This is a genomic window from Vibrio ponticus, from assembly GCF_009938225.1.
Classification (GTDB): Bacteria; Pseudomonadota; Gammaproteobacteria; order Enterobacterales; family Vibrionaceae; genus Vibrio; species Vibrio ponticus.
In genome coordinates, this window is the sequence record NZ_AP019657.1 from 2,533,130 (window position 1) to 2,549,419 (window position 16,290).

The 16,290-nt window shown below is 46.1% G+C and carries 16 protein-coding genes; 10 read left to right on the top strand and 6 right to left on the bottom strand.

The window, feature by feature from the left end; all coding sequences use genetic code 11:
- Nucleotides 1-42 precede the first annotated feature (42 nt).
- From mscS to epd, 4 genes are all read right to left on the bottom strand, one after another.
- Nucleotides 43-909: a small-conductance mechanosensitive channel MscS gene (gene mscS, locus GZN30_RS11265; protein WP_075649590.1), complete on the bottom strand. Its 867-nt coding sequence runs from the start codon at nucleotides 907-909 to the stop codon at nucleotides 43-45.
- Between the two features lie 338 nt (nucleotides 910-1,247).
- Nucleotides 1,248-2,324 (bottom strand): class II fructose-bisphosphate aldolase, encoded by a 1,077-nt coding sequence (fbaA, locus tag GZN30_RS11270; protein WP_075649591.1) that lies wholly within the window; start codon nucleotides 2,322-2,324, stop codon nucleotides 1,248-1,250.
- A gap of 156 nt (nucleotides 2,325-2,480) precedes the next feature.
- Nucleotides 2,481-3,641 carry a phosphoglycerate kinase gene (locus GZN30_RS11275; RefSeq protein WP_075649592.1) on the bottom strand — a complete coding sequence of 387 codons (1,161 nt, stop codon included), beginning with the start codon at nucleotides 3,639-3,641 and terminating at the stop codon, nucleotides 2,481-2,483.
- 153 nt (nucleotides 3,642-3,794) lie between these two features.
- Entirely contained in the window at nucleotides 3,795-4,820 is a 1,026-nt protein-coding gene (gene epd, locus GZN30_RS11280) for an erythrose-4-phosphate dehydrogenase (RefSeq protein ID WP_075649593.1), read from the bottom strand.
- 221 nt (nucleotides 4,821-5,041) lie between these two features.
- On the opposite strand from epd, the gene GZN30_RS11285 reads away from it, so the two are divergent.
- Nucleotides 5,042-5,278, top strand: a complete 237-nt coding sequence (locus GZN30_RS11285) for a hypothetical protein (protein ID WP_075649594.1) — start codon at nucleotides 5,042-5,044, stop codon at nucleotides 5,276-5,278.
- Between the two features lie 49 nt (nucleotides 5,279-5,327).
- On the opposite strand, the gene tkt is transcribed toward GZN30_RS11285, so the two are convergent.
- Nucleotides 5,328-7,337: a transketolase gene (tkt, locus tag GZN30_RS11290; protein ID WP_075649595.1), complete on the bottom strand. Its 2,010-nt coding sequence runs from the start codon at nucleotides 7,335-7,337 to the stop codon at nucleotides 5,328-5,330.
- Nucleotides 7,338-7,658: 321 nt separating this feature from the next.
- Here tkt and metK point away from each other — a divergent pair, with 321 nt between their 5' ends.
- The 8 genes from metK (at nucleotide 7,659) to ruvX (ending at nucleotide 14,215) form a co-directional block, all read left to right on the top strand.
- Nucleotides 7,659-8,813, top strand: coding sequence for a methionine adenosyltransferase (metK, locus tag GZN30_RS11295; protein WP_075649597.1), 1,155 nt, complete (start codon nucleotides 7,659-7,661; stop codon nucleotides 8,811-8,813).
- Between the two features lie 304 nt (nucleotides 8,814-9,117).
- Nucleotides 9,118-9,918, top strand: a complete 801-nt coding sequence (locus GZN30_RS11300) for a DUF2189 domain-containing protein (RefSeq protein WP_075649598.1) — start codon at nucleotides 9,118-9,120, stop codon at nucleotides 9,916-9,918.
- Nucleotides 9,919-10,003: 85 nt separating this feature from the next.
- Nucleotides 10,004-10,501, top strand: coding sequence for a SprT family zinc-dependent metalloprotease (locus tag GZN30_RS11305; protein ID WP_075649599.1), 498 nt, complete (start codon nucleotides 10,004-10,006; stop codon nucleotides 10,499-10,501).
- Nucleotides 10,502-10,576: 75 nt separating this feature from the next.
- A complete protein-coding gene (locus tag GZN30_RS11310; protein ID WP_075649600.1) occupies nucleotides 10,577-11,296 on the top strand; it encodes an endonuclease in 720 nt (239 codons plus the stop codon).
- A 107-nt stretch (nucleotides 11,297-11,403) separates the two neighbouring features.
- Nucleotides 11,404-12,135: a 16S rRNA (uracil(1498)-N(3))-methyltransferase gene (rsmE, locus tag GZN30_RS11315; RefSeq protein WP_075649601.1), complete on the top strand. Its 732-nt coding sequence runs from the start codon at nucleotides 11,404-11,406 to the stop codon at nucleotides 12,133-12,135.
- Between the two features lie 12 nt (nucleotides 12,136-12,147).
- The gene (gene gshB, locus GZN30_RS11320) at nucleotides 12,148-13,095 is read left to right on the top strand and encodes a glutathione synthase (protein WP_075649602.1); all 948 of its coding nucleotides are present in this window, start codon (nucleotides 12,148-12,150) and stop codon (nucleotides 13,093-13,095) included.
- A gap of 55 nt (nucleotides 13,096-13,150) precedes the next feature.
- Nucleotides 13,151-13,714, top strand: a complete 564-nt coding sequence (locus GZN30_RS11325) for a YqgE/AlgH family protein (protein ID WP_075649603.1) — start codon at nucleotides 13,151-13,153, stop codon at nucleotides 13,712-13,714.
- Nucleotides 13,715-13,786: 72 nt separating this feature from the next.
- Nucleotides 13,787-14,215: a Holliday junction resolvase RuvX gene (gene ruvX, locus GZN30_RS11330; protein ID WP_075649604.1), complete on the top strand. Its 429-nt coding sequence runs from the start codon at nucleotides 13,787-13,789 to the stop codon at nucleotides 14,213-14,215.
- An 80-nt stretch (nucleotides 14,216-14,295) separates the two neighbouring features.
- On the opposite strand, the gene pmbA is transcribed toward ruvX, so the two are convergent.
- Nucleotides 14,296-15,639, bottom strand: coding sequence for a metalloprotease PmbA (gene pmbA / locus GZN30_RS11335; protein ID WP_075649605.1), 1,344 nt, complete (start codon nucleotides 15,637-15,639; stop codon nucleotides 14,296-14,298).
- Between the two features lie 109 nt (nucleotides 15,640-15,748).
- Here pmbA and yjgA point away from each other — a divergent pair, with 109 nt between their 5' ends.
- Nucleotides 15,749-16,276, top strand: a complete 528-nt coding sequence (gene yjgA / locus GZN30_RS11340) for a ribosome biogenesis factor YjgA (protein ID WP_075649606.1) — start codon at nucleotides 15,749-15,751, stop codon at nucleotides 16,274-16,276.
- The last annotated feature ends 14 nt before the right edge of the window (nucleotides 16,277-16,290 follow it).

The window sequence follows — 16,290 nt, forward strand, 5'->3', positions numbered from 1 at the left end:
TCGCTTTTTGTTTATTGAGTTCGCGTTATTTCAGGGAAATAATTACGCTTCCACCTTGTTGAGGTGAACATCCATTTGCGGAAATGGGATCTCGATGCCGTTCGCATCTAACGCCTCTTTGATTGCTTGGTTTGAATCAAAGTACACGTCCCAGTAATCAACTGTCTTACACCATGGGCGAACCACGAAGTTTACTGATGAATCTGCTAGGGCTACTACACCGATTGTGATGTCGTGATCTTTCAGGATACGCTCATCTTTCTCTAGCGCTTCTTGAATCACTTTCTTAGTCAGTTTTAGATCTGAGCTGTAAGAAACACCAATGGTTAGGTCTACGCGACGCGTATCGTGGCGTGAGTAGTTAGTAATTGGTGAGCCAATAACCCCTGAGTTAGGCACAACAACCATTTTGTTATCTGGTGTTTTCAGTACTGTTTGGAAAATTTGAATCGCTTCAACACTACCCGCTACGCCACCAACTTCAACATAGTCACCTGATTTGAATGGACGGAAACCTACAATCAGAACGCCCGCTGCAAAGTTAGATAGTGAACCTTGTAGAGCAAGACCAATCGCTAGACCTGCCGCACCGATTACCGCTACCACAGAAGCAGTTTGAACACCGATTCGGCTTAGTGCTGCAATTAGAACAATCACAAATAGCGTGTAACGCACGATGCCATGGATAAACTCAACAACGGCTTTATCCATCTTCTTCTTATCAAGCATCTTCGCCACACTGTTCGCAACAGTTTTCGCGATGATGTTACCGATAAATAGAATCAGTACTGCAGAGATAATGTTCACACCGTACTGGATCAGTAGGTCTGAATTATCATTCAACCAAGTTTGAGCTTGAGAAAGGCCATCTACCAATGGAGCTTCGATCCCCGTTGACTCACCTGCCATATAATTTTCCTCTTAAAATACGCAGCGAAACTCGCTACGTGCTGTTTTAAATAACGACAATATCCTTATCCACTTACTGAACGAATGTCAGTTTGCCGGCAAGATAGCTCAGAATGTTATTTTAGAAAAGTAAAGATTATGCAAAGACAATCTAAAACAACGGCTTACTTACCAATAGTGATACAGGCTCGTTAAAGCCTAATCATTCATGTAACAATTCGCCACATTTTTTTTGTGAAACGCGTCACTGTCTTAATTTATATACTGAATTATCAATGTATTGATATAAAAAAACCCGCTCAATGAGCGGGTTTATAAAACTCGAATTCAATTCAGAATTATAGTACGTCGATTGCGTTTAGGTCAGCGAAAGCTTTCTCTAGACGTGCAACCATTGACGCTTGGCCAGAACGTAGCCATACGCGTGGGTCGTAGTACTTCTTGTTAGGCGCAGATTCGCCAGTTGGGTTACCGATTTGGCCTTGTAGGTAATCACGGTTTTCAGCTTCGTAAGTACGGATACCGTCCCAAGTTGCCCACTGTGTATCAGTATCGATGTTCATTTTGATAACACCGTAAGAGATAGACTCTTTGATTTCTGCTTCAGTTGAACCAGAACCACCGTGGAATACGAAGTTTAGCGCGTTTGGTGCAATACCAAATTTCTCTGCACAGTATGCTTGAGAATCACGTAGGATAGTTGGAGTCAGTACAACGTTACCAGCTTGGTAAACACCGTGTACGTTACCGAAAGATGCTGCGATAGTGAAACGGTGGCTGATTAGGCTTAGTTTCTCGTATGCGTATGCAACGTCTTCTGGAGAAGTGTATAGCTCAGACTGATCCATATCAGTGTTGTCTACGCCATCTTCTTCACCACCAGTACAACCTAGTTCGAATTCTAGAGTCATACCCATCTTTTCCATGCGCTCTAGGTACTTAGCACAGATTTCGATGTTTTCTTCTAGAGACTCTTCAGAAAGGTCGATCATGTGAGAAGAGAATAGTGGCTTACCAGTTTGAGCGAAGAACTCTTCACCCGCGTCTAGTAGACCGTCGATCCAAGGAAGTAGTTTCTTCGCAGCGTGGTCAGTGTGAAGAATTACAGGAACACCGTAAGATTCAGCTACAGCGTGTACGTATTTAGCACCAGCTACAGCGCCAAGAATTTGAGCTTCTTGACCTTCTAGTTTTAGACCTTTACCACAGAAGAAACCAGCACCGCCGTTAGAGAACTGAACAACAACAGGAGCTTTAACTTTCGCTGCAGCTTCTAGTACGCCGTTGATTGAGTCAGTGTTAACTACGTTAACTGCTGGAAGTGCAAAGTTGTTCTCTTTAGCAACTTCAAATACTTTCTGAACGTCATCACCAGAGATAACACCTGGTTTTACGAAATCGAAGATCTTAGACATGGGATGTAGTCCTATTTATCTGTCGTTTTAAAAATTAAAACTTACTAATTTAAAATTTTGCAAACGTTTGCTCACAACTCAAGCTATTCTATCAGAGAATATTGTGACATGCAGCAAACAACAGAGCGGGAGATTACTCCCCCGCTCTTTTAATTCTTACTTTGCGCGTGCTTCTAGCATTTCAACTGCTGGAAGAACTTTACCTTCAACGAATTCAAGGAAAGCGCCGCCGCCAGTAGAGATGTATGAAACGTCAGCTTTGATACCAAATTGGTCGATAGCTGCTAGCGTGTCACCACCACCTGCTACAGAGAATGCTGCAGACTTAGCGATTGCTTCAGAGATACCTTTCGTACCTGCTTCGAAGTTCTTGAATTCGAATACGCCTACAGGACCATTCCATAGGATAGTTTTCGCGTTTGCGATGATTTCAGCTAGAGCTGCAGTTGAATCTGGACCTAGGTCGAAGATCATGTCGTCATCTTGAACGTCAGCAACGTTTTTGATTTCAGCTTCTGCGTTTTCATCGAATGCTTTTGCACAAGCAACGTCAGTTGCAACTGGAATTGCACACTCTTTCATTAGTTTTTGTGCAGTTTCAACTAGGTCTGCTTCGTATAGAGACTTACCTACGTTGTGACCTTCAGCTGCGATGAATGTGTTCGCGATACCACCACCAACAACAAGTTGGTCAGCGATTTTAGATAGCGACTCAAGAACAGTCAGTTTAGTAGAAACTTTTGAACCACCAACGATAGCAACTAGTGGACGCTCTGGGTTGCTCATTGCTTTACCTAGTGCTTCTAGTTCAGCAGCTAGTAGAGGACCTGCACACGCTACGTCAGCAAACATACCCACGCCGTGAGTTGAAGCTTGTGCACGGTGAGCTGTACCGAATGCATCCATTACGAATACATCACATAGTGATGCGTATTTCTTAGATAGCTCTTCTTCGTTCTTCTTCTCGCCTTTGTTGAAGCGAACGTTTTCAAGAACCACTAGTTCACCAGCGTTTAGCTCTAGACCGTCTAGGTAGTCTTTCGCTAGTTTAACTTCGCAGTCTAGTGCGTCGTTTAGGTAGTTAACTACAGGTTGTAGAGAGAACTCTTCTGCGTATTCACCTTCAGTTGGACGACCTAGGTGAGAAGTAACCATCACTTTCGCGCCTGCTTCTAGGCATAGTTTGATAGTTGGAAGTGATGCGATGATACGTGCATCTGAAGTTACTTTACCGTCTTTTACTGGCACGTTAAGGTCAGCACGGATGAATACACGTTTACCTGCTAGATCCAGGTCAGTCATCTTGATTACAGACATGATTTGTCCTCTCAAATATTAAATAAAGTTTTTTGACAACTCGGCAACCCTGCCAAGCCTGTGAATTCTTTAATCTGGTTACGAATATGGAGATCTCTACAATTTATTTCAAGGGTAGAAATAAATTATTTCTCCATATCCGTTCAGGGCTCTCTATTTTGCAGCCTGCATCGCTAATGCCGTATCCAGCATGCGGTTGGCAAAGCCCCATTCGTTATCACACCACACCAGCATTTTCACTAACTGACCATTGCTGACCCTTGTCTGGGTACCATCAACAATGGCGCTGTGCGGATCATGATTGAAGTCCACCGAAACCAGTGGTGCTTCAGTATAGTCAACAATATTACGTAATGTACACTGAGATGCGTTAATAATGGTTTGATTTACGTCATTAACTTTCACATTTGTACTAATTGTGACACTTAAATCCATTGCTGTAACGTTTACCGTTGGTACCCTTACAGAAATTGCCTCAAATTTGTTAGAAAATTTCGGGAAGATTCTTTCAATACCTTGATGCAATTTGGTATCAACCGGAATGATCGATTGGCTCGCCGCGCGAGTTCGGCGTAAATCGGTGTGATAAGCATCGATCACTTGCTGATCATTCATTGAGGAGTGAATGGTAGTAATGGTGCCCGAATCAATGCCGAAGGCATCATCGAGTACTTTAATGATCGGCACGATACAGTTGGTGGTGCAAGAGCCGTTGGAGACAATAGTTTGGTCTGCGGTTAAGGTTTCATGGTTCACGCCGTAGATAATGGTGTTATCAAGATCATTATCTCCCGGGTGAGAGAATAAAACCTTTTTCGCCCCCGCCTCAATATGAGCTAAACCGTCGGCTCGGCATCCGTACACACCGGTACAATCGAATACGATATCAACATCGAGATCTCGCCAAGGAAGTAATTTTATTTCATTTAGATGTAGGATACGCACGGCATCTTGATCGCCGTTGTCGTGATGAATGTAGAGATGTTCTTGATCATGGCTAATGCGCTTGCCGAATCGACCGTGGCTCGTGTCGTACTGAAGTAGATGTGCCATAGCTTCTGGCTGGGCTAGTTCATTGACTGCTACCACTTTGATCTCGTGATGTTTACCGCTCTCATAGACAGCACGTAAAACATTCCGACCGATTCGTCCAAACCCGTTGATCGCAACTTTCAGCATAGTTCCATCGCCTTTATTATATGTGTTCTATCGGTTACCGATGGTACTCGATATCCCCCCTATAAGCAGCAAAAGAGTGACATATTACGCAGCCCCTCGCTGTACACTTGTGTAATCCTTGATGCCACTAACAATTTACACTTTCTCGCGCTAGGCTTGATTACAGTGCGCAGCAACCTTCGGCGATTTTTCTCACTGTTTATCAACCAAAGGAATAGGTTATGTTGTCATATCCCGCTTCGCACTTTTGTAAAAAATGTCAGTCTGATACACCACATAGTGAAATCATGGTACGTAAGCCAAGCAGCTACGATACCGATACTTCGCTACTGGGTCGGATTAAATTACTCGCACATACCTTTATTAATGGCGGTGAATACTACGATATGGATCGCTATGTTGAGTGTAAAGTTTGTGGTCACAAAGAGCTGGACAATAAAGGCAACGAGTTTGAGTAGACATAAAAAAACCGAGCAAATTGCTCGGTTTTTCATTTCTAATCTTTGCTTAAGCAAGTAGTTCGTTAGCAGTGTTCACTACGTTTTCTACTGTGAAGCCAAACATTTCAAATAGTTGCTCAGCAGGCGCTGACTCACCAAAGGTAGTCATACCGATGATGCGACCATCAAAGCCAACGTACTTGTACCAGAAGTCAGCAATACCGGCTTCAATTGCGATACGTGCCGTCACATCTGATGGCAGTACTGACTCACGGTAAGCGGCGTCTTGCTTATCAAATGCATCGGTTGATGGCATTGATACTACACGTACCGCTTTACCGGCTGCTGTTAGCTCTTCTGCCGCTTTCACTGCAAGTTCAACTTCAGAACCTGTTGCGATTAGGATTAGCTCCGGTTTGCCTGCGCAATCTTTTAGGATGTAAGCACCCTTAGCGATGTCCGCTACTTGCTCTGTTGAACGAGGCTGCTGCGCTAGGTTTTGACGAGAGAAGATCAATGATGTAGGACCATCTTTACGCTCAATCGCCAGTTTCCAAGCCACTGCTGACTCAACTTGGTCACATGGACGCCATGTGCTCATGTTTGGTGTTAGACGTAGTGAAGCCATTTGTTCAACCGGTTGGTGAGTTGGACCGTCTTCACCAAGACCGATAGAGTCGTGCGTGTAAACTTGGATGTTCTGAACTTTCATCAGAGCAGCCATGCGCATTGCGTTACGTGCGTATTCCATGAACATTAGGAAAGTTGCACCGTAAGGAACAAAACCACCGTGTAGCGCGATACCGTTCATGATCGCGGTCATACCGAACTCACGTACACCGTAGTGGATGTAGTTACCAGAGAAGTCGTTTGCTTCTAGAGACTTAGAGCCCGACCACATGGTTAGGTTAGAAGGCGCTAGGTCAGCAGAGCCGCCCATAAATTCTGGTAGCATTTGACCAAATGCTTCTAGTGCATTTTGTGATGCTTTACGTGATGCGATGTTCGCTGGGTTTGCTTGAAGGTCAGCAATGATTTGGCTTGCTTTCTCTTCCCACTGTGCAGGCAGTTCGCCGTTGATACGACGTTTAAGCTCTGCCGCTTCTGCAGGGTATGCTGCTGCGTACGCGTCAAATTTTGCGTTCCAAGCCGCTTCTTTGTCAGCGCCTGCTGCTTTTGCATCCCACTCTGCGTAAACGTCAGCTGGGATTTCAAATGCTGGGTGTTCCCAACCTAGGAATTCACGCGCTGCTGCGATTTCTTCTGCACCTAGTGGTGCACCGTGGCAATCGTGTGAACCTGATTTGTTTGGCGAGCCAAAACCGATGATGGTTTTGGTACAGATTAGCGTTGGGCGTGGGTCTGCTTTCGCAGCGATGATTGCAGCGTTGATCGCTTCAGCATCGTGACCATCCACCGCTGGGATTACGTGCCAGCCGTACGCTTCAAAACGTTTCGGTGTGTCATCTGAGAACCAACCTTCTACGTGACCATCGATAGAAATACCGTTGTCATCCCAGAATGCGATTAGTTTACCAAGACCAAGCGTACCAGCTAGAGAACATGCCTCGTGCGAGATACCTTCCATTAGACAGCCGTCGCCCATGAACACGTAAGTGTGGTGGTCAACGATGTCGTGGCCTTCTTTATTGAACTGAGCAGCCATTGCTTTCTCAGCCATTGCCATACCCACAGCATTGGTGATGCCTTGACCTAGAGGACCAGTGGTTGTTTCGATACCTGGCGCGTAACCGTACTCAGGGTGACCTGGGGTCTTCGAGTGCAATTGACGGAAGTTTTTCAGATCGTCAATAGATAGCTCGTAGCCACTTAGGTGTAGTAGTGAGTAAATTAGCATTGAGCCGTGACCGTTAGACAGTACGAAACGGTCGCGATCAGCCCATTCTGGGTTCGCTGGGTTGTGGTTTAGGTGAGAACGCCAAAGAACTTCAGCGATATCTGCCATACCCATAGGTGCGCCTGGGTGACCAGAGTTAGCTTGTTGAACACCATCCATGCTTAGAGCGCGAATTGCGTTAGCAAGCTTTCTATTCAAAGAAACGTTACGAGAAGACATGTCTGCTCCTGAGTGCAAGTAAGCGAGTTAATCGTTCGGGGAATTGTTGTGGGCGTATTCTCTCAAAGCGACCAGAGCACTGCAAACGTTTTCCAGACAAAAAAAACACAAAAAAAGCCTTTTTAGCGTCGAAATAAGCAAACTTCGCGTCACCACCACGTGGCGATGCAAACGTTTGTTTCACAATTTTCATGAAAAAGAGCTTGTAATTCGAGCTATCAAATTTAAAATAGACGTCTAGATGTAGAAACACCTACACACCCTAAGGCTATTTTTTTGAGTAGGTAAAGCCTGCTCTTTTCAACCAAATATGGAGCTCACATGGCTAAGCACCTGTTTACTTCTGAGTCTGTTTCAGAAGGCCATCCAGATAAAATTGCAGACCAAATCTCTGATGCTGTTCTTGATGCGATCCTAGAACAAGACCCGAAAGCACGTGTTGCGTGTGAAACTTACGTTAAGACCGGTATGGTAATGGTGGGTGGTGAGATCACCACTTCAGCATGGGTAGATATCGAAGAACTCACTCGTGAAACAGTACGTGAAATTGGTTACGTTCACTCAGACATGGGCTTTGATGCTAACTCTTGTGCAGTACTAAATACTATCGGTAAGCAATCACCAGACATCAACCAAGGTGTTGATAAGGCTGATCCTAAAGAGCAAGGCGCAGGTGACCAAGGCATTATGTTCGGTTACGCATGTAACGAAACTGACGTACTGATGCCAGCACCGATCACTTACTCACACCGCCTAGTTCAACGCCAAGCAGAAGTACGTAAAAACGGTACGCTTGATTGGCTACGTCCTGATGCAAAATCTCAGGTGACGTTCCAGTATGACCAAGGCAAGATCGTTGGTATCGATGCAGTTGTACTTTCAACTCAGCACTGTGATTCAATCTCTACTCCAGATCTACGCGAAGCGGTGATGGAAGAGATCATCAAACCAGTTCTACCTTCAGAGTGGCTAAACAAAGAGACCAAATACTTCATTAACCCAACAGGTCGTTTCGTGATCGGTGGTCCAATGGGTGACTGTGGTCTAACAGGTCGTAAGATCATCGTCGATACCTACGGCGGCGCAGCGCGTCACGGTGGTGGTGCATTCTCTGGTAAAGATCCATCGAAAGTAGACCGCAGTGCAGCATACGCAGCACGTTACGTAGCGAAAAACATCGTTGCGGCAGGTATGGCTGATCGTTGTGAAATCCAACTTTCTTACGCTATCGGTGTTGCAGATCCAACGTCTATCATGATCGAAACTTTCGGTACTGAAAAAGTAGCGCACAACATCATTATTGAAGCGGTACGTCAGTTCTTCGACCTACGCCCATACGGTCTACAAGAGATGTTGAACCTACTGCAACCTATCTACAAAAAGACAGCAGCATACGGTCACTTTGGTCGCGAAGAGTTCCCATGGGAAGCGACTGATAAAGCGGCTCTACTGCGTGAGTTTGCTGGTATCAAATAATTCCTACTCAGTTTGTCGGCTGTTAAGCCTTTCATTTCAAACTGTTAAAGTAATGCCTATTTCTAGCCCTTGCCGATGCAAGGGCTTTTTCTTGTTCGAAGATCCCCTCAACTAACACGCCAAGCAGCAAATAATTTGTAAATTCTTTCATCTGCGCCAATAGTTAAATTAATGTTAAATGTTATTTGTGACGTACAAAACCATGATGCGGCTCACGACAATAAGATGTCCTCGCGTTAGTCAGCATCGCTATTTATAGCCACGCGCGCTAGTGGCTTTAGTGAGAGACAATCAAGGAGGAGTCATGCCTCGAATAGTTAACAATCCATCAGAACTGAAACAAGAGCGGAAAACGGTCCCCAACCATGAGTATGCTCGAACCTTTCCCTGCAATACGGTGAGCATTAGTGCACCGTTCCATTGGTTAGCACTTGGTTTACACGACTTTGTGCGTATGCCGATCATCAGCGCCTTTTATGGACTCTGCTTTATGGCGGCTGCGGTCGGTATCGTGCTGTTAGTCCAATGGCAAGGCACACATTTGGTCATCATGCCAAGCCTCGTGGTTTACATGCTGATCGGTCCTTTCCTTGCTCTTGGTCTTTACGACGCCAGTTGGGAGCGAGAACGCGGGCATAGCGCCACTCTTTTCCATTCCATCAAAGCCATAGGTCGCAATTCCAGTTCACAATGGGCTTTCGCCGTGCTTTTAGCCGTTTGTATGATTTTCTGGATGCGTATCGCCGCTTTACTGCATGCACTCTACCCTTCCGTACAGGGCGCACCACTGACTGATTTCCTTCCCTTCTTGGTGATTGGCTCCATGGTTGGATTCGTATTGGCATGTGTCGTATTTAGTATTTCTGCCTTCTCTATTCCACTGATGATGGAACGTCGCGTAGATATGATGACGGCAGTATTTACCAGCTTTAACGCCGTGCGATCCAATATTCCCGCCATGGTGGTATGGGCTGCGGTAATTTGTGGTGGGGTACTGATTGGTTTTGCCACTTACGGGATTGGGATGTTGTTTACCATGCCTATCTTGGGCTATGCCACATGGCACGGTTATCACGAAGTGATTAAGAAGAAACATCAACCTTAACAGATTAAACCTTCCAAGCTATGATGCCTCAGCCCAGCGCTTTTGCTGGGCTGAATTGTCTCTGGCACGACTCGATGGAATCACTTTGGATATAGAACTTCGCTACCGGGCACAGCAAAAGGTCGCTCACTGCTTACAATTAGCTGAACAAGCATTTAAACGTCCGTTCGCCAAACCAATTATGCGTTACGCTCTACGCGGAAAAGCCGCAGGCAAAGCTTACTTGCAACTGAATGAAATCCGCTTAAATCCAGTGCTATTTGTCGAGAACCAGCAAGCTTTTCTTGAAGAAGTCATTCCCCATGAAGTGGCCCACTTGATCACGTATCAAGTCTATGGGCGCGTACGCCCACATGGCAAAGAGTGGCAAGGCGTGATGGAAGCAGTGTTTGGCGTATCAGCCAATACCACCCACAGTTTTGCCACCCAATCAGTACAAGGCAAAACCTTTGAATATCAGTGCCAATGTACCTTCTACCCACTGTCGATTCGTCGCCATAACAAAGTCATCCGTCATCAAGCCAGTTACCGCTGTCAAAAATGTCAGCAACTGCTTAACTTTACCGGTCGCCAGTTGTCTTAATTGTTAAATTATCAACTAGAAAGTCTTAATTTGAGTGCTATCATGCAAAAAGTCATTCCTTTATAAGACTTTTTAATGCGTAAACTCTTATGTCTATTACTTGCGGTTACCGCAGGTAGTGCGGTGGCTGCGCCACCAACCTCCTTTTCAGCCGCGAAACGTGAAGCGGTCAGTATCTATAAAGATCTTGAACAAGATATTAACTACGCCACCAGCTTTTACTGTGGTTGTGATATCAATTGGCAAGGCAAAAAAGGCATCCCAGATCTTGAAGGCTGTGGTTATAAGATCCGCAAACAAACCCAAAAAGTACGTGCAACGCGCATCGAGTGGGAACACGTTGTACCCGCATGGCAATTTGGTCACCAGCTACAATGTTGGCAAGACGGCGGTCGTAAGAACTGCTCACGCCGTGATAAGCAGTTCAAAATGATGGAAGCCGATCTACACAACCTCACACCCGCGATTGGTGAGGTTAACGGCGACCGTTCTAACTTCAACTTCAGTCAATGGAACGGTATTGATGGTGTAACCTATGGTGCTTGCGAAATGCAGGTTAACTTTAAACAGCGCCAGGTAATGCCACCAGATCGTGCTCGCGGTTCAATTGCGCGTACTTATCTGTATATGAGCCAAGAGTATGGCTTTAAACTGTCAAAACAGCAGCGCAACCTAATGCTGGCGTGGAATAAATCTTACCCAGCAGAAAAGTGGGAATGTGAGCGTGATAAACGCATTGCTAAAGTACAAGGCAACCACAACCCATTCGTGATTGAAGCTTGCCGCAAGCTGTAATCGCAAGTAATTAAACCTTGGCGTTAAGCAGTCGAACCCTTGTTTTTTCTGCTTAACGCATCCATGTTACTCTCTAGATATTAAAATTAAGCTGGAACTGATACACCATGCGAATTCCTCGAATTTTCCACCCTGAAACTATCCACCAACTTGGCGTGATTGCCCTAAGCGATGACGCAGCCGGTCATATTGGTCGTGTGTTGCGCATGCAGGCAGGCCAAGAGGTGTTGTTATTTGATGGCAGCGGTGCGGAGTTTCCAGCCGTAATTAGCTCGGTATCAAAAAAATCGGTCGAAGTAGAAGTGACCGAGCGTATTGAGCGCAGCAGTGAATCGCCTTTGGATCTGCATCTTGGTCAAGTGGTATCACGTGGCGATAAGATGGAGTTCACCATTCAAAAATCGGTAGAACTTGGCGTCAACACCATTACGCCACTCATCTCTGAGCGTTGTGGCGTGAAGCTGGATCAAAAGCGTTTCGAGAAGAAGCTCGACCAATGGCAAAAGATCGCCATTAGTGCTTGTGAGCAATGTGGTCGTAATACCGTGCCAGAGATCCGCCCAATCATGAAACTCGAAGATTGGTGTGCTGAAGAATACGACGGCTTGAAGCTCAACCTGCATCCACGCGCAAAATACTCAATCAACACGCTACCAACACCGGTGGAAAAAGTGCGTCTACTGATTGGTCCTGAGGGCGGCTTATCCGCACAGGAGATCGATATGACACAAGAATACCAATTTGAAGAAACGTTGTTAGGTCCGCGAGTACTGCGCACTGAAACCGCAGCGTTAACCGCAATTACAGCCCTGCAAGTTCGCTTTGGCGACCTTGGTTAAACGGAGAAGATCATGATCAAACTTGGCATTGTGATGGACCCTATTTCGTCCATCAACATTAAGAAGGATTCTAGCTTTGCCATGATGCTAGAAGCGCAGCGTCGTGGCTACGAAATCCACTACATGGAAATGAATGATCTGCACCTAGATCAAGGTGTCGCTATCGCAGATACCAAAGTGGTTGAGCTCAAAGAAGATCCAAATGGCTGGTATGAGTTTAAATCAGAACAAACGATTAAGTTGGCAGACTTAGACGCTGTGTTGATGCGTAAAGATCCCCCTTTCGATACTGAATACATCTACGCGACCTACATTCTTGAGCGTGCAGAAGATGAAGGTGCGCTGATCGTCAACAAACCGCAAAGCCTACGTGACTGTAACGAAAAGCTGTTTACCGCTTGGTTCCCAGAGTTAACGCCAACCACGATTGTGACGCGTAAAGCAGAAAAAATTAAAGCTTTCCGTGAAGAGCATGGCGATGTGATCTTGAAGCCACTCGACGGCATGGGCGGCGCGTCCATTTTCCGTGTCAAAGAGAACGATCCAAACGTCTCGGTAATCATTGAAACGCTGACTAACCACGGTCAAAACTACGCGATGGCACAAACCTTCGTTCCTGATATCAGCAACGGTGATAAACGTATTCTGGTGGTTGATGGCGAGCCTATGCCTTACTGCCTAGCGCGTATCCCAGCAGAAGGGGAAACCCGCGGTAACCTAGCGGCTGGCGGTCGTGGTGAAGCGCGTCCACTTAGCGAGACAGATAAACAGATCGCTGAAGCTGTAGCGCCTACACTTAAAGAAAAAGGGCTGATCTTTGTTGGCCTCGACGTTATTGGTGACAAGCTAACTGAAATCAATGTAACAAGCCCGACTTGTATTCGTGAAATCGAAGCCGCTTTCGATATCTCAATTACGGGCAAGTTGATGGATGCTATCGAGCGTCGCATTCAAAAATAGAGTCCAATGGGGCGCGAGTTCGCCCCAATTTGGTTTGACATAAGGCTGGATACTTATGAATTTAACTAACCACTTTTTGGTCGCAATGCCAGGGATGAAAGATCCCTATTTCAAACGCAGCGTTATCTACATTTGTGAACACAACCAAGATGGTGCCATGGGGCTGATGATCAGCTCACCGATTGAAATCACGGTTGGAAAAATGTTGGAGCAAGTCGATGTCCAGCCAGTTCATCCCCAGCTAAGAACTGAAAACTTGGCGATGCCAGTACTTAATGGTGGTCCGGTCTCTGAAGATCGTGGGTTTATTTTGCATCAACCAAAAGACCGCTACGAGTCGAGCATTCAAATGACCGATCAAATCTCAGTCACCACCTCAAAAGATATCTTAAGTGTCTTGGGGACTGAAGCTGAGCCGAATCATTACTTAGTCGCACTCGGTTACTCAGGTTGGGAAGCGGGACAGTTAGAAGTGGAATTAGCTGAAAACTCCTGGCTAACCGTAGAAGCGGACCCAAGTGTGCTGTTTGAAACCCCAGTAAAAGAGCGCTGGCAAAAAGCCGTGCAGATGCTCGGTATTGATGTCGCCCAACTATCAAGTGACATTGGGCACGCCTAGGCTATAGCGATAAATCGTTGCGCCGATAAATACTCGCAATTCACTCCTTTAAATATTAATTAGAAGTAAACTATGTCTGACAGAACCATCATGGCTTTCGACTTTGGCACCAAGAGCATTGGCAGTGCAATTGGTCAGGAGATCACTGGCACCGCTTCACCACTTAAAGCCTTCAAAGCCAATGACGGCATCCCCAACTGGGATGATATTGAAAAGCAGATCAAAGAGTGGCAACCCAACCTACTTGTCGTTGGTCTACCTACCGATTTGCACGGTAAAGACTTAGAGACCATCACGCCACGTGCGAAGAAATTCGCTAAGCGCCTACAAGGTCGTTACGGCTTACCTGTCGAGTTGCATGATGAACGTCTATCCACCGCAGAAGCGCGTGCAGAGCTGTTTTCAATGGGTGGCTACAAAGCACTCTCGAAAGGCAATATCGACTGCCAATCTGCCGTGGTAATTTTAGAAAGTTGGTTTGAAGCCCAGTGGGGTGAATAATCGCCCTGCTCAGTGAGCATTTGCTGAAAACAAAAATCCCAAGCCTGAGCTTGGGATTTTTCGTTTCAAATTGAGTGCGATTACTCGCCTGCTACCTTCATGGTTTCTAGCAGGATAGAACCGGTTTGGATCTGTGAACGCGTTTCGACATCACTGCCAACCGCGACAATCTGCTGATACATATCTTTCAAATTACCCGCAATGGTAATTTCAGACACTGGGTATTGGATCTGACCGTTTTCAACCCAGAAGCCCGCAGCACCGCGTGAGTAATCACCCGTTACCACGTTAACGCCCTGTCCCATGACTTCTGTCACTAGCAAGCCCGTACCCAGTTCTTTGAGCATCTGCTCGAAGTTCTGACCGGTTGATTGCACGTAACAGTTATGGATACCACCAGCATGACCCGTTGGGGTCATTTTCATCTTACGCGCCGCGTAACTGGTTAGCAGGTAGGTTGCCAATACACCATCAGTGATAATTTCCGTATCACGGGTGTAGACACCTTCACTGTCAAATGGGCTAGACGCTAGACCACGTAAGACATGCGGACGCTCAGAAAGATTAAACCAACTTGGCAGAATCTGTTCACCCAGGTGGTCAAGCAGGAACGAAGATTTACGGTAGAGGTTACCACCGCTGATCGCCATCACTAAGTGACCTAACAGCCCTGTAGCCACATCAGCAGCAAACATCACTGGGTATTTACCGGTAGCAAGACGCTTCGCGTCTAAGCGACTTACCGTTTTCTCAGCGGCTTGCGCACCAACTTGCTCTGGTGCCCATAAATCATCTTTATGACGCGCAACGGTATAGCTGTAATCACGCTCCATTTCACCATTGGCACCTTGACCAATCACACAACAACTGGTGCTGTGACGGCTGCTAGCATAACTCGCCAGTAAGCCATGGCTGTTACCATATACTTTCACGCCGTAATGGCTATCGTAGCTCGCACCATCACTCTGCTTGATTTTGCTGCTAAACGCCAATGCGCGCTCTTCTGCGGCAATCGCCACTTGCGCTGCGTAATCAGGATCTGGCGTGTCAGGGTGGAACAAGTCAAGATCGGGGATCTCTTGCACCATCAATTCTTTTGGTGCCGGACCCGCACAAGGATCTTCAGAAGTGTATTGTGCGATATCTAACGCGGCTAATACCGTTTGCTGAATCGCCTTCTCACTCAAATCAGAAGTTGATGCACTGCCTTTACGTTGACCACGGTAAACAGTAATACCCAGCGCACCATCGCTATTGAATTCCACGTTTTCCACGTCGCACATACGAGTGGAAACACTTAAGCCGGTTGACTTAGTAATGGCAACTTCTGCGGCATCAGCTTTGACTGCTGCCATCTCCAGCGCTTTCGCGACTGCAGCTTCTAGCTCAGCACGTTGCTGAGCGACTTGCTCTTTTACGTCCATATTTCATCTAAATATTGGTGAGTATTGCTTCTAGGATAACAAGAATTTCGCTTTCTCCCCACGATTCTTGTTAAAATAGAGGAATAGATAGTCAAATAAGGCAAAACAGATGGCACGTAAAAATCAAAAAGCGCCATGGGAACCGGAAGAAGAGATCATCTGGGTTAGTAAATCCGAGATGAAACGCGATATGGAAGAGTTGCAAAAACTAGGCGAAGAGCTGGTTGGTCTAAAACCTTCTACGCTGAAAAAATTCCCATTGAGCGAAGAGCTAGCGGAAGCGATTCAAGATGCACAACGTTTTAAAAACGAAGCGCGTCGTCGTCAATTGCAACGCATTGGTAAATTGATGCGTTACGAAGATCCAGAACCAATTCAAGCAGCACTGGATAAGATTCGTAACAAGCACTCACAAAACACGGCGGTACTGCACAAGCTTGAGCAACTGCGTGATCGTGTTGTTGAGCAAGGCGACGCAGCAATTGACGAAGTGATGGAGCTTTACCCAGCGGCAGACCGTCAACGTCTACGCCAGCTAGCTCGTCAAGCAGCAAAAGAAAAATCATCGAACAAGCCACCAAAGGCGTACCGTGAAATTTTCCAAATCATCAAAGAGCTGAATGACGAAGAGTTCTAACTCGAGTTAACGCT

What these genes read in the sequence shown, in the direction of transcription:
- mscS (WP_075649590.1), bottom strand. Translation starts at nt 909, where the DNA reads ATGGCAGGTGAGTCAACGGGGATCGAAGCTCCATTGGTAGATGGCCTT.
- fbaA (WP_075649591.1), bottom strand. Translation starts at nt 2,324, where the DNA reads ATGTCTAAGATCTTCGATTTCGTAAAACCAGGTGTTATCTCTGGTGAT.
- GZN30_RS11275 (WP_075649592.1), bottom strand. Translation starts at nt 3,641, where the DNA reads ATGTCTGTAATCAAGATGACTGACCTGGATCTAGCAGGTAAACGTGTA.
- epd (WP_075649593.1), bottom strand. Translation starts at nt 4,820, where the DNA reads ATGCTGAAAGTTGCGATCAACGGGTTTGGACGAATCGGTCGGAATGTT.
- GZN30_RS11285 (WP_075649594.1), top strand. Translation starts at nt 5,042, where the DNA reads ATGTTGTCATATCCCGCTTCGCACTTTTGTAAAAAATGTCAGTCTGAT.
- tkt (WP_075649595.1), bottom strand. Translation starts at nt 7,337, where the DNA reads ATGTCTTCTCGTAACGTTTCTTTGAATAGAAAGCTTGCTAACGCAATT.
- metK (WP_075649597.1), top strand. Translation starts at nt 7,659, where the DNA reads ATGGCTAAGCACCTGTTTACTTCTGAGTCTGTTTCAGAAGGCCATCCA.
- GZN30_RS11300 (WP_075649598.1), top strand. Translation starts at nt 9,118, where the DNA reads ATGCCTCGAATAGTTAACAATCCATCAGAACTGAAACAAGAGCGGAAA.
- GZN30_RS11310 (WP_075649600.1), top strand. Translation starts at nt 10,577, where the DNA reads ATGCGTAAACTCTTATGTCTATTACTTGCGGTTACCGCAGGTAGTGCG.
- rsmE (WP_075649601.1), top strand. Translation starts at nt 11,404, where the DNA reads ATGCGAATTCCTCGAATTTTCCACCCTGAAACTATCCACCAACTTGGC.
- gshB (WP_075649602.1), top strand. Translation starts at nt 12,148, where the DNA reads ATGATCAAACTTGGCATTGTGATGGACCCTATTTCGTCCATCAACATT.
- GZN30_RS11325 (WP_075649603.1), top strand. Translation starts at nt 13,151, where the DNA reads ATGAATTTAACTAACCACTTTTTGGTCGCAATGCCAGGGATGAAAGAT.
- ruvX (WP_075649604.1), top strand. Translation starts at nt 13,787, where the DNA reads ATGTCTGACAGAACCATCATGGCTTTCGACTTTGGCACCAAGAGCATT.
- pmbA (WP_075649605.1), bottom strand. Translation starts at nt 15,639, where the DNA reads ATGGACGTAAAAGAGCAAGTCGCTCAGCAACGTGCTGAGCTAGAAGCT.
- yjgA (WP_075649606.1), top strand. Translation starts at nt 15,749, where the DNA reads ATGGCACGTAAAAATCAAAAAGCGCCATGGGAACCGGAAGAAGAGATC.